Here is a 13,243-nt window from a genome sequence, read left to right as displayed (position 1 = left end):
TGCAATGGCCGTCAGTCGGTCGGTGAGAGCTTCGGCTCCGCCGCCGCTGGCGGCTTTTGCTGTGTTCGCACCTAACCCAGCCATGCTGGGGGCGTGCGACACGTCCGTTTAAGCGCATCACTATCAAGGAGCATCATGGAAACCCGAAGCTTGCCGGTTCCTGAGGGCCTTGCGGGGCAGCGCGTCGACGCAGCTCTCGCCAAACTGCTGGGTTTCTCTCGCACCTTCGCCGCTGAGGTAGCCGCAGGCGGCGGGGTGACGATGGATGGTGTTGCCGTCGGTAAGTCTGACCGCCTTGTTGATGGTTCCTGGCTCGAAGTATCGTGGGTTTCCAAAACCGAGCCCCAGATCGTTCCCGTAGTTCTTGACTCTCTTGGCATCATCTACGACGACGAGCACATTGTTGTTGTCGATAAGCCAGCGGGAGTGGCCGCCCACCCGTCAATTGGCTGGGATGGCGTTACGGTGCTTGGCGCACTAGCCGGTGCGGGCTACCGCATTTCGACCTCGGGCGCTGCGGAGCGTGCCGGAGTCGTTCACCGTCTGGATGCTGGAACAAGTGGTCTGATGGTTGTCGCGAAGTCTGAGCTCGCCTACACCGAACTCAAGCGTGCATTCCATGACCGTGAGGTCAGCAAGATCTATCACTCTGTCGTGCAGGGGCACCCTGACCCGCTCGCCGGCACCATCGATGCGCCGATCGGGCGTCATCCGGGCTCCAGCTGGAAGTTTGCAGTGGTCTCGGGCGGCAAAGATTCGATTACCCACTACGAAACCTTAGAAGCGTTCCCGTCTGCGGCTCTGGTTGAGGTGCACCTTGAGACAGGGCGCACGCATCAGATCCGTGTTCATATGGCCGCGCAACGGCATCCCTGTGTTGGGGACACCATGTACGGCGCAGACCCCACGATTTCGTCGCGGCTGGGGCTAACCCGCCAGTGGCTGCATGCCCACAAGCTCGGTTTCGCGCATCCTGCAACGGGCGAACAAGTCTCGTTCGAGTCGCCGTATCCGGCTGACCTTCAGGCAGCACTTGAGGTGCTTCGAGCTGACTAGGGCGCGTCAGTTATAGTCTCGTCGGCTCGCTGGCTTAGGCTGGATTTCGAAAGAATTCGGAGTGTCTTTGGCTGCCAATAACGACTCGTTTGTGCATTTGCACGTTCATAGTGAGTACTCGATGCTCGACGGAGCGGCTCGCGTCGGTCCGCTGCTGGATGCCGCTGTAGAGCAGGGCATGCCCGCGATCGCTATCACCGACCATGGCAACATGTTCGGCGCTTACGACTTCTGGAAACAGGCGACAGCACGCGGTATCAAGCCCATTATCGGCACAGAGGCATACGTCACCCCTGGCACGTCGCGAAGAGATAAGACGCGGGTGCGTTGGGGCGGTAGCCACCAGACTCGTGATGACGTCGGTGGTAGTGGTGCTTACACCCACATGACGTTGCTCGCCCAGAACAACGAAGGCATGCACAACCTCTTTCGGCTGTCGTCACGAGCATCTATTGAAGGTTTTTATTTCAAGCCTCGAATGGACCGCGAGCTTCTGAGCGAGTACTCCAAGGGCATAACCGCCACAACCGGCTGTGTCGGTGGCGAGGTCCAGACGAAGCTCCGCCTGGGACTGTACGACGAGGCGAAAATCGCCGCGGCTGAGTTCCAAGACATTTTCGGCAAAGAAAACTTTTTCGCCGAGATCATGGATCACGGCATCGATATCGAGCGCCGCACAATGCTCGATCTTCTGAAGCTCGCTAAAGAGCTCGATATGCCTCTGCTGGCAACGAACGACTTGCATTACACGCACGCTCACGATGCCACGGCGCACGCCGCGCTCCTGTGCGTGCAATCAGCATCAACGCTCGACGACCCCAACCGGTTCAAGTTCGACTCGAATGAGTTCTATCTCAAAACTGCTGCGGAGATGCGGTCACTGTTCCGCGAGCATCCTGAAGCCTGCGACAACACTCTGCTCATCGCCGAGCGCAGTGAAATCAGCTTCGAGGGCCGCGACCTCATGCCTCGCTTCCCCGTTCCCGAGGGGGAGACCGAAGCGACCTGGTTCGAAAAAGAAGTCGCCCGTGGCATGAACAAACGGTTCAATAACGCACCGTCCGACGCGCACCTTGCACAAGCCAAGTACGAGGTCGATGTCATTCAGCAGATGGGGTTCCCCGGCTACTTCTTGGTGGTCGCAGACTTCATTGAATGGGCTAAGTCGCAGGGCATTCGCGTAGGACCGGGGCGTGGATCTGCTGCTGGGTCGATGGCGTCCTATGCCGTGGGAATCACGGAGCTGGACCCTCTTGCCCACGGACTTATTTTCGAGCGCTTCCTCAACCCTGAGCGCGTATCGATGCCCGACGTCGACGTCGACTTTGACGACCGGCGCCGTGGTGAAGTCATCCGTTATGTCACCGACAAGTACGGTGACGACCGCGTGGCCCAGATCGTCACCTACGGAACGATCAAAGCTAAGCAAGCTCTCAAAGACTCGGCTCGCGTGCTCGGAATGCCGTACTCGGTCGGCGAGAAGCTGACGAAGGCGATGCCCCCAGCCATCATGGGAAAAGACATTTCCCTCGGAGATGTGCGCAACAAAGATGCGGCACGCTACAAAGAAGCCGCCGACATCCGCGGCATCTTGGACACCGATCACGAAGCTGCGAAAGTCTTTGAAACCGCGGTTGGTCTTGAAGGACTGAAACGGCAGTGGGGCGTTCACGCTGCCGGCGTCGTGCTGTCCGCTGAACCCTTGCTCGATGTGTTGCCCATCATGCGCCGCGAAGATGACGGCGCGATCATTACCCAGTTCGATCAGCCGCCGTTGGAGAGCCTGGGCCTGATCAAGATGGACTTCTTGGGTCTTCGAAACCTCACGGTGATCGAAGACGCGCTCAAAATGATCGAAGCCAATACTGGCTCACCCCTGATCATTGAAGACCTCGATCTCGATGCCGACCAGAAGACGTACGATCTGCTGGCGCGAGGTGACACTCTTGGGGTATTCCAGCTCGACGGTGGCCCCATGCGTGCGCTGCTCAAGCAACTGAAGCCCACCAACTTCGAAGATATTTCGGCCGTGATTGCCCTGTACCGCCCGGGGCCCATGGGAATGAACTCGCACACCAAGTACGCGCTGCGCAAGAACGGCTTGGAAGAGATCGACGCGATCCACGCCGAACTCGAAGAGCCGCTGAAGGATATTCTCGGCACGACCTTCGGCCTCATCGTGTACCAAGAGCAAGTGATGTCGGTGGCTCAGAAGGTCGCAGGCTTCACCCTCGGACAAGCCGACGTTTTGCGTCGAGCGATGGGTAAGAAGAAGAAGGAAGAACTCGACAAGCAGTTCCTCGGCTTCGAGACCGGAATGCTCGACAACGGCTTCAGCAAAGAGGCTGTAAAGGTCCTCTGGGAAACCCTGATGCCCTTTGCTGATTACGCCTTCAACAAGGCGCACAGCGCCGGATATGGCGTGCTCAGCTACTGGACGGCGTATCTCAAAGCAAACTATCCGGCCGAATACATGGCAGCGCTGCTGACCAGCGTGGGTGACTCCAAAGACAAGCTCGGGATGTATCTGAGCGAGTGCCGTCGCATGGGTATCAAGGTTCTTGCCCCCGATGTTAACGAGTCGACTGTCAACTTCACCGCTGTGGCCGGCGACATTCGTTTCGGCCTTGGCGCCGTACGGAACGTCGGTGCTGCCGTCGTGGAGCAAATCGTTCGCGCGCGCACCGATAAAGGACGTTTCGAGTCGTTCCACGACTTCCTGCGGAAGGTGTCGATCCAAGTCGCGAATAAGCGAACCGTCGAGTCACTGATCAAATCTGGCGCCTTCGACTCGCTCGGAGCGACGCGTCGCGGTCTATTGGAGATCCACGAAGACGCGTGTGATTCCGCCGTCAGCCTCAAACGCAACGAAGCCAACGGTCAGGTTGACCTCTTTGGTGGCATTTTCGACTTCAACGAAGACGAAGATGGCGTTCCGGAACGGCCCGAGTGGTCAAAGCGCGACAAGCTTGCCTTCGAGCGCGAAATGTTAGGTCTCTACGTTTCTGACCATCCGCTGTCGGGCCTTGAGATCCAGCTGGCAAAACATCAAGACTTTACGATCACCGAAGTGCTTTCGGGCGATGTGGTGTCGGATGGCGAGCATGTCTCGATCGCTGGACTAGTGACGAGTGTGCAACACCGGGTCGCTCGCAATAGTGGCAACCAGTACGGAATTGTCACCGTCGAAGACTTTGCCGGTGAGATCGATGTCATGTTCCTGGGCAAGACGTACCAAGAATTTGCGCCGGGGCTAGTCAATGACTCCATTGTGGTGGTTCGTGGTCGAGCTAGTGCTCGAGACGACGGAATGAACTTGCATGCTGTGAGCATGTTCTCACCCGACCTTGGCGCGAGTTTGGGATCAGGTCCGATCGTTCTGACGCTGAAGGAACAGCGAGCCACGACAGACGTCGTCTCGGGACTCGGTGAGGTTCTCATCCGTCATTCCGGCACTATCGAGGTGCGACTACGACTAGTGCGTGATGATGTCGCTCGGGTCTTTGAATTGCCGTACCGGGTGAAGGTCTCAGCGGATCTTTATGGAGAGCTGAAGTCGTTGCTCGGACCAGGCTGCCTCGGTTAGAGGCGTGCGTGACGAGTTAGTTCTCGTCGTCCGTTAGCTCGACCGGGCGCATATAGGTGCGCTCGTGGTAGAGCAGCGCTTCGTCTTCCGCTCCAAGCGTGCCGTGGTCAATTTCGACGACGACGACAGCGTTGTTGTGCACGGGATGAACGTCAACGATGTGTCCGATCGCGATAGCGGTCGCTTCCTCAAGCAACGGCAGGCCCTTCTCGCCGGCGTGCCAGTGATCGCCCACGAATCGCAGCTCGTGATCGGCTGCCATCTTCTCGGCAAGGTGACGGCTACGGGGGCCCAGCATATGGATGGCGACCATGTTGCCAACGGTGATGGCTGGCCACGAGCTGGAGACTTGCGCCATGTTGAACGTAGCAAGCGGTGGCACCGCAGCAAGTGAGGCGAGAGACGTGGCGGTAAAGCCAACTGGACGCCCGTCGGGTGCCAGCGATGTGATCACGGCGACGCCGGCCGCGTGTCGTCTGAAGGCACCTTTGAAGGCGTCGATTCCGTCTGCTGCTTCTGAATTTTCCATGTGCTTACTACAACCCTAATTGGCTTGGGCGAATTCCTTGCAGATAACGAACTAGCATGGTTGAGCCATGTCACTGAATACTATTGATCTTCGGTCCACCGCTCTCAGCCGTGCGGAACTTTCTCGCGTCATCCCGCGCGCTGAGATGGACGTGTCTGTCGCGTCCGCTGCAGCCATCCAACTCATTGAGGATGTGCGTGAACATGGCGAGCAAGCATTGCTCGACCAGGCCGAGCGTCTCGATGGCGTTCTTCCTGAGCGTGTTCGCATTCATGCGGATGAGATCACGCGCGCCACGCGGGCGCTCGAACCTGCCGTGCGTGAGGCTCTCGAACTTGCCATCGATCGCGTGCGCACCGCGAGCAAAGCGCAAGTACCTCCGGCGATGATGACTCAGCTGGGAGACGGTGCTGAAATTATTCAGCGCTGGCAGCCCGTCAACCGTGTGGGTCTGTATGTTCCCGGTGGTAAAGCTGTGTACCCGTCGAGCGTGATCATGAATGTCGTTCCGGCGCAAGTAGCTGGTGTCTCGTCGGTGGCGCTTGCTTCTCCGCCGCAACGCGCGTTCGGTGGAGCAGTCCACCCGACGATCCTTGGTGCAGCCGGTCTGCTTGGCGTTGATGAGGTTTATGCGATGGGCGGCGCCGGTGCGATCGGCGCGTTTGCCTATGGTGTCCAAGAATTGGGGCTCGACCCTGTCGACATCATCACTGGTCCGGGAAACGTCTACGTTGCCGCGGCCAAGCGTGCCGTGCGTGGCGTGGTGGGTATCGATTCCGAAGCTGGTCCCACCGAGATCCTGATCATTGCCGATGCTTCGGCTGATCCTCGGCTTGTTGCTGCCGACTTGCTCAGTCAGGCCGAGCACGATGAACTTGCCGCTGCCGTGCTCGTCACAGATTCCGAAGAACTTGCGGATGCTGTGCGCACGCACTTGGCCGAGCAACTGGCCGTGACACCACACTCTCAGCGCGCGAGCGTTGCTCTCGCCGGTCAGCAGTCTGCGATCGTCTTGGTAAGCGATATGGCGGCCGCTGCCGCGCTCAGCAATGCGTATGGCCCGGAGCACCTCGAGATTCAGACGGAAGAGTCTGGCGCTGTGCTCGACATGATCGATAACGCCGGGGCAATTTTCTTGGGTGACCAGTCACCCGTGAGCTTGGGGGACTACCTCGCTGGCTCGAATCACGTGCTCCCCACCGGCGGTCAGTCACGCTTCTCTTCAGGGCTGGGGGCATACACCTTCCTTCGCCCACAGCAGATCATTCGCTACAGCCACGACGCTCTTCGGGAGCTCGAACCGCACATTGTCGCGTTGAGCTCTGCTGAAGATCTTCCTGCCCACGGTTCGGCTGTGAGTGAACGGTTCCGCGACCGCTAACCGGGTACTCTTAAGGGACTATGTATTGCCCTTTTTGTAGGCATCCTGACAGCAGGGTTGTTGATTCGCGCACCAGCGATGATGGTCTTTCGATCCGTCGCCGCCGGCAGTGCCCCGAGTGTGGTCGTCGTTTCTCGACCACCGAAACCGCTTCATTGAATGTCATCAAGCGCAACGGTGTTGTGGAGTCTTTCAGCCGCGAGAAAATCGTGAGCGGCGTGCGCAAGGCGTGCCAGGGGCGACCTGTCACCGATACCGACCTCGCTGTGCTGGCACAGAAGGTCGAAGAAGCGATTCGTGCGACCGGCACCGCTCAGATCGACGCCAACGAGATTGGCCTAGCGATTCTTTCGCCGCTGCGCGATCTCGATGAGGTCGCGTACTTGCGCTTCGCCAGCGTGTATCAGGCGTTTGATTCGCTCGATGATTTCGATGCCGCGATCAGCCAATTGCGGTTGGATCACGGCACCGCCTCCTAACTAAACCATCCGGTTTCGCTGTTTCCCGCCTTCTAACGCTGAGAGCACCGTTCGCTATGTACGACTTCTTCTTCCGCACCGTTCTTAAGCGACTTGATCCTGAGTTTGCGCATTCGCTCGCCTTTTCGGTGATCAAGGCGCTTCCTGTCATCGGTGTAGGAAAGCTTGTGCAGGGGGCGGCTGATCCCGCGCTTGAGGTGAAGACTCTGGGGCTCACGTTCAGCTCACCGTTCGGTGTGGCTGCTGGCTTCGACAAATCGGGCGCTGGCATCCAAGGTCTCGGGCAGCTGGGGTTCAGCCATGTTGAGGTCGGCACGATCACGGCCCTTCCGCAGCCGGGCAATCCCAAGCCGCGGTTATTCCGGCTTGTCGCCGATCGCGGCGTCATCAACCGTATGGGCTTCAATAACGCGGGAGCGTCCAAGGCTTCGATGGTGATTGAGCGAGCGCGCAGGCGTGCTGGGCGTCCCATCATTGGCATCAACATTGGCAAGTCGCGCGTTGTCGCCGTCGACGATGCCGTCGCGGACTACCTCTCGAGCACTCGCGCCCTCGCGCCGCTCGCGGACTACTTGGTAGTGAACGTGAGTTCGCCCAACACCCCGGGGCTGCGCGGTCTCCAAGAGATTGACAAGCTCAAGCCGTTGTTGGTTGCGGTGAAGTCGGCTGCCGGCAAGACTCCTGTCCTGGTCAAGATTGCCCCTGATGTTACGGATGACGAGGCTCGGGCCATCGCTCAGCTTGCGGTCGACGAACTCGACGGCATCATCGCCACCAACACCACACTGTCGCGGGAGGGCCTTGCGACCCCTGCCGACGTCGTTGAGGCCGCCGGAGCCGGGGGAGTGTCTGGCAAGCCTGTTGCTGCTCGCTCACTCGAGCTTCTGCGCATCATCCGCAGTGTTGTTCCTGCCGATTTCTGTGTGATTTCAGTCGGCGGAGTCGAAACAGCTGCGGATGTCGCTGAGCGTCTCCGTGAGGGAGCGACGCTCGTTCAGGGGTACACCGGCTTTATCTATCGCGGCCCGTTCTGGGCGCGCTCGATCAATCGCGGTCTCTCGAAACTGTTGAGGGCAGAGAACGCTGGATAGCCGATTCCCCAAGGAATCGGCCGGCCTTGCGACTAGCTCGGGAACTGACCGCGCTTAACCTGAGGCTTCGGCAAGCGCATGATGCGCAGCTGAAGCGAACGCATTGCGGCGTACCAGCGCACGCGCTCGGCGCGAGACTCACCAAATTTGGCGTTGATCAGTTTGCGCAAGCGCAATCCGAGTAGAACGGCGTCGATTGCGGCGATGATGAAGAAGCCCCACAGGAAGAGCAAGCCGAGGGCTTGAATCGTGGGGTCGTTGATAAACGTGAGGATAATCACCGCGAACATCACGGGGACAAGCAACTCGCCCACGTTGAAACGTGCGTCGACGTAGTCGCGCACGAAACGCTTCTGCGGACCGCGGTCGCGGATCGGCAGGTATTTTTCTTCGCCGTTCGCCATACCTACGCGAGCTCGTTCGCGTTCGACCTGCATTTGGGCCCGAGCAGTACGCTTAGCTTCTTTGCGGTCGTTGGAGACCAGCGGGCGCAGATTTGCCGCCTCGCGCTCTTTGCGTGTGGGGGTGGGGCGGCCCTTGCCTGAACTGGCGCTGTCGTTCGCGTCGGAGTTCTCAGGATTAGGGGTGTTTTCGGTCGAAGATGCTTTTGCCACGGGGGTTCCTTGCGTTGGTGTCGATCTAAGATTACTCGTATGACTCACACGCCGCAGCCGACGTCAGCGTCGACGACTCCCGATCCTTTGCTCGTTGCCCTTACTGAGGCTGTTGACGGCGCTTTACCTACCACGATTGCGGAGCTGTCAACGCTGGTTCGTATCCCTTCAGTGTCGTGGGACGGCTTCGATTCAGATCAGGTCGCTCGCAGTGCTGAAGCTGCGCGAGCGTTGATCGACGGCATTGGAGTTTTCGACACCGTTGAGCTGGCTCAGGCGCCGATTGATGGCGACACGCTCGGGCATCCGGCTGTACTTGCCACGCGCAAGGCGAAGAACGGAAAGCCCACCATCCTCTTGTACGCGCACCACGATGTGCAGCCTCCCGGTCAGGATGCCGACTGGGATTCGCCTCCCTTCGAGCCGACGGTGCGGGGTGATCGTCTCTACGGTCGCGGCGCGGCTGACGACAAGGCGGGGATCATGGCGCATGTTGCGGCCATCCGCGCTTTCGTTGACACCGTCGGGCCCGATTTTGATCTCGGCCTCGTTGCTTTCTTCGAGGGCGAAGAGGAATTTGGTTCGCGATCGTTTGCTAACTTCATCGTCGAGAACCGCGACAAGCTCGCGGCTGATGTGATCGTGGTTGCGGACTCCGACAATTGGGATGTGAACACGCCGTCGCTCACGGTTGGCCTCCGCGGCAACGTGACCTTCAAGCTGAAGGTGTCTACGCTGGCGCATGCCTCTCACTCGGGAATGTTCGGGGGAGCGGTTCCGGATGCGATGCTCGCTGCTATCAAGTTGCTCGCGACGCTCCATGACGAGAACGGTGCTGTGGCCGTCGACGGGCTCACGAGTCGCGAATCCGAGACGCCGGAGTTCAGCGAAGAGAAACTCCGCCACGAAGCGGGGCTGCTGGAGGGAGTCACGTCGGTGGGCACCGGCAGCGTGCTGAGCAGGCTGTGGGACAAGCCGGCCATCACTGTTACCGGCATCGACGCGCCCAGCGTCAAGAACGCCTCAAACACTCTGGCACCCACCGTCACGGTCAAGGTGAGTGCTCGTATCGCACCAGGGCAAGATGCGGAGGCGGCCTTCGAGGCTCTTCGCAGCCACCTAGTCGCACATGCGCCGTTCGGTGCGCATCTCGAGCTCTCCGATATCGACACTGGCAGCCCGTTCCTCGTCGACACCAGCGGTTGGGCGGTCGACGTCGTCAAGTCCGCCATGCGTGAGGCGTGGGGAAATGAACCGTTGGAGACGGGAATCGGCGGCTCCATCCCGTTCATTTCAGATCTTGTCGAAGTTTTCCCAGAAGCCCAGATTCTGGTGACGGGTGTTGAAGACCCAGAGTCGCGAGCACATAGTCCCAACGAGTCCCTTCATCTCGGCGTTTTCAAGCGCGCTATCCTCACCGAGGCGCTGCTGCTCGCAAAGTTGGAACGGCGGGCGTAGAATTACGTCATGACTGAATCCGCTGTTGAAACTGCCACCCACGGGGTCGCGCTCACGGAGGCTGCCTCGAACAAGGTTCGTAGCCTCATGTCGCAAGAGGGTCGTGACGACCTACGTCTGCGATTGGCTGTGCAGCCGGGCGGATGCTCGGGACTCATTTATCAGCTCTACTTCGACGAGCGCATCCTTGACGGCGACGTGAGCCGTGATTTCGGCGAAGGTGTCGAGGTTGTCGTTGACAAGATGAGTGTTCCGTACCTCGAGGGTGCGAGCATCGACTTTGAAGACACGATCGAGAAGCAGGGGTTCACTATTGACAACCCCAACGCCGAAGGCAGCTGTGCCTGTGGCGACAGTTTTCACTAATTTCATAGCAATTTTTTGAGAAGGTGCGCCGATTCGGTGCACCTTTTCGCTTGTGCGGGGCGAGCCGGTAATCACTACCCCCTCTCGCTGCATATACACTGGAAAGGTATTAGTCCGTGTTCTTCGAGAGGTCACAGGTGCGCTCTAACCGCCGAATTCGATTGGCAGCGATTCCACTCGCTCTGGTTACGATGTTGGTCCTGACCGGCTGTACTCAGGACCAGTTGCAGGGATATCTGCCAGGAAGTCCAGACACCACCAACCACACGAGTAGCGTGATTGGCCTCTGGGTCACATCATGGATCGTTCTTCTGATCGTTGGTGTCATCACGTGGGGCCTCATCATCTGGGCCGCAGTTGTTTACCGCCGCCGCCGCGGACAGACCGGCCTTCCCGTTCAGCTGCGCTACAACATGCCGATCGAGATTTTCTACACGGTTGTTCCGCTGATCTTGGTTCTTGGCTTCTTTGCTTTTACCGCGCGTGACCAGGCGGCTATTGAAGCTGTTGAAGTCAACCCGGATGTCCAGATTGAGGTCATCGGCAAGCGCTGGGCGTGGGACTTCAACTACGTCGACGAAAACGTCTACAGCCCCGGTGTTCAAGCAGACTTCAACCCCGATGGCACCATCAACGTTGACTCGTTGCCGCAACTGGTTCTCCCTGTCGACAAGAAGGTCGAGATCAAGGTAGAGGCGCGTGATGTCGCTCACTCGTTCTGGGTCGTGGACTTCTTGTACAAGAAGGACATGTTGCCCGGTAAAACCAACTACATGTACTTCATCCCGACCAAGGAAGGCACCTATCAGGGCAAGTGCGCTGAGCTGTGTGGTGAATACCACTCGCTCATGCTCTTCACTGTGAAGGTCGTCTCCGAGGCCGAATACGAGGACTACATCGACGCACAGCGTGCTGCTGGCTTCGAAGGTCAACTCGGTCTTGATTACAACGTGAACCAGAACTTGCCCGGCAACGGCAGCAGCGACGAGGAATAGGGCTCATGAGCGTCGAACGTAAGGGCAACGTCTTGGTGAACTGGATCACCTCGACCGACCACAAAACCATCGGGTACATGTACCTGATCACTTCTTTCTTCTACTTCCTTCTCGGCGGTGTGATGGCGCTTGTCATCCGTGCCCAGCTCTTTGAGCCGGGTCTGTCGATCGTGGCAACGGGTGAGCAGTACAACCAGCTCTTCACGATGCACGGCACGATCATGCTGCTGATGTTCGCTACTCCGTTGTTTGCTGGGTTCGCGAACGTTCTCATGCCGCTTCAGATCGGTGCTCCTGACGTCGCGTTCCCGCGACTGAACGCGTTCGCTTACTGGCTCTACAGCTTCGGTTCGCTGATCGCTGTCGCTGGATTCCTCACCCCTCAAGGTGCGGCATCTTTCGGTTGGTTTGCTTACGCGCCGCTGTCGAGCACCACGTTCTCTCCGGGAATCGGCGGAAACCTCTGGGTGTTCGGTCTCGCAATGAGTGGTTTCGGCACGATCTTGGGTGCCGTCAACTTCATCACCACGATCATCACGATGCGCGCTCCTGGCATGACGATGTTCCGCATGCCTATCTTCACGTGGAACACGCTCGTAACCTCGCTGCTCATTCTCATGGCGTTCCCGGTTCTGGCCGCCGCAATGTTTGGACTCGGCGCTGACCGTGTATTCGACGCCCATATCTATGACCCCGCCAATGGTGGAGTTCTGTTGTGGCAGCACCTCTTCTGGTTCTTTGGCCACCCTGAGGTGTACATCATTGCGCTTCCGTTCTTCGGAATTGTCTCTGAGGTATTCCCTGTCTTCAGCCGCAAGCCGATCTTCGGTTACACCACACTCGTGTACGCAACAATCTCGATTGCTGCCCTGTCAGTAACAGTGTGGGCTCACCACATGTACGTGACCGGTTCAGTCTTGCTTCCGTTCTTCTCACTCATGACGATGCTCATCGCGGTACCAACAGGTGTGAAGATCTTCAACTGGGTCGGCACAATGTGGCGAGGCTCAATCACTTTTGAGACCCCCATGCTCTGGGCTATCGGCTTCCTAGTGACCTTCACCTTCGGCGGACTGACCGGCGTTATCCTCGCTAGTCCGCCGCTCGACTTCCACGTTTCTGACACCTACTTCGTTGTGGCTCACTTCCACTACGTCGTATTCGGAACCGTTGTGTTCGCCATGTTCAGTGGTTTCTACTTCTGGTGGCCCAAGTGGACCGGCAAGATGCTCAACGAGCGTCTTGGCAAGATTCACTTCTGGTTGCTGTTCGTCGGTTTCCACATGACGTTCCTCATTCAGCACTGGGCTGGCGTAGTGGCGCTCCCGCGTCGTTACCGCACCTACCTTGCTGAAGATGGGGTCACGTGGATGAACCAGGTCTCGACCATTGGTGCATTCATCCTTGCGGTGTCGATGATCCCGTTCCTCTTCAACGTGTACATGACCACGCGCAAGGCTCCCAAGGTCACGGTAAATGACCCTTGGGGCTACGGGCGATCGCTCGAGTGGGCTACAAGCTGCCCACCCCCGCGTCACAACTTCACGTCGATCCCGCGGATTCGTTCCGAATCTCCTGCCTTCGATCTGAACCACCCTGAAGCAGGCATCCCTGTTGGTATTGGTCCCGGTAAGGATGCGCCTGACGCTCCTGTCTATGACCTTGCAGATGAGAAGGTGAAGTAACCG

The 13,243-nt window shown here is 58.6% G+C and carries 11 protein-coding genes; 9 read left to right on the top strand and 2 right to left on the bottom strand.

Annotated features, from left to right (window positions below; all coding sequences use genetic code 11):
* Window positions 1-135: 135 nt before the first annotated feature.
* Window positions 136-1,056, top strand: coding sequence for an RluA family pseudouridine synthase (locus I6E74_RS09055; RefSeq protein WP_197124892.1), 921 nt, complete (start codon window positions 136-138; stop codon window positions 1,054-1,056).
* A 67-nt stretch (window positions 1,057-1,123) separates the two neighbouring features.
* On the top strand, window positions 1,124-4,642 hold the full coding sequence (gene dnaE / locus I6E74_RS09050) for a DNA polymerase III subunit alpha (protein WP_197124891.1): 3,519 nt from the start codon (window positions 1,124-1,126) through the stop codon (window positions 4,640-4,642).
* Window positions 4,643-4,658: 16 nt separating this feature from the next.
* Here dnaE and I6E74_RS09045 read toward each other — a convergent pair whose 3' ends face one another.
* A complete protein-coding gene (locus tag I6E74_RS09045; RefSeq protein ID WP_197124890.1) occupies window positions 4,659-5,171 on the bottom strand; it encodes a flavin reductase family protein in 513 nt (170 codons plus the stop codon).
* Between the two features lie 67 nt (window positions 5,172-5,238).
* Between I6E74_RS09045 and hisD the strand changes: the two genes are divergently transcribed.
* Genes hisD through I6E74_RS09030 form a run of 3 tightly spaced genes read left to right on the top strand, consistent with a single transcriptional unit; the run spans window position 5,239 to window position 8,122 of the window.
* Window positions 5,239-6,552 (top strand): histidinol dehydrogenase, encoded by a 1,314-nt coding sequence (hisD, locus tag I6E74_RS09040; RefSeq protein WP_197124889.1) that lies wholly within the window; start codon window positions 5,239-5,241, stop codon window positions 6,550-6,552.
* A gap of 20 nt (window positions 6,553-6,572) precedes the next feature.
* Window positions 6,573-7,031: a transcriptional regulator NrdR gene (nrdR, locus tag I6E74_RS09035; RefSeq protein WP_197124888.1), complete on the top strand. Its 459-nt coding sequence runs from the start codon at window positions 6,573-6,575 to the stop codon at window positions 7,029-7,031.
* A gap of 56 nt (window positions 7,032-7,087) precedes the next feature.
* Window positions 7,088-8,122, top strand: a complete 1,035-nt coding sequence (locus tag I6E74_RS09030; protein WP_197124887.1) for a quinone-dependent dihydroorotate dehydrogenase — start codon at window positions 7,088-7,090, stop codon at window positions 8,120-8,122.
* Between the two features lie 32 nt (window positions 8,123-8,154).
* Here I6E74_RS09030 and I6E74_RS09025 read toward each other — a convergent pair whose 3' ends face one another.
* Complete coding sequence (locus I6E74_RS09025) at window positions 8,155-8,736, bottom strand: DUF3043 domain-containing protein (RefSeq protein WP_197124886.1); 582 nt, start codon at window positions 8,734-8,736, stop codon at window positions 8,155-8,157.
* 39 nt (window positions 8,737-8,775) lie between these two features.
* Here I6E74_RS09025 and I6E74_RS09020 point away from each other — a divergent pair, with 39 nt between their 5' ends.
* From I6E74_RS09020 to ctaD, 4 genes are all read left to right on the top strand, one after another.
* Entirely contained in the window at window positions 8,776-10,194 is a 1,419-nt protein-coding gene (locus tag I6E74_RS09020; protein WP_197124884.1) for a dipeptidase, read from the top strand.
* Window positions 10,195-10,203: 9 nt separating this feature from the next.
* A complete protein-coding gene (locus tag I6E74_RS09015; protein WP_197124882.1) occupies window positions 10,204-10,560 on the top strand; it encodes an iron-sulfur cluster assembly accessory protein in 357 nt (118 codons plus the stop codon).
* Between the two features lie 116 nt (window positions 10,561-10,676).
* Window positions 10,677-11,555, top strand: a complete 879-nt coding sequence (coxB, locus tag I6E74_RS09010; protein ID WP_307784435.1) for a cytochrome c oxidase subunit II — start codon at window positions 10,677-10,679, stop codon at window positions 11,553-11,555.
* A 5-nt stretch (window positions 11,556-11,560) separates the two neighbouring features.
* The gene (ctaD, locus tag I6E74_RS09005; protein WP_197124880.1) at window positions 11,561-13,240 is read left to right on the top strand and encodes a cytochrome c oxidase subunit I; all 1,680 of its coding nucleotides are present in this window, start codon (window positions 11,561-11,563) and stop codon (window positions 13,238-13,240) included.
* Window positions 13,241-13,243: the final 3 nt, after the last annotated feature.

It is taken from the genome of Salinibacterium sp. SWN139, from assembly GCF_015864625.1.
Taxonomy (GTDB): domain Bacteria; phylum Actinomycetota; class Actinomycetes; order Actinomycetales; family Microbacteriaceae; genus Rhodoglobus.
This window is presented reverse-complemented; position numbering and strand designations above follow the sequence as displayed.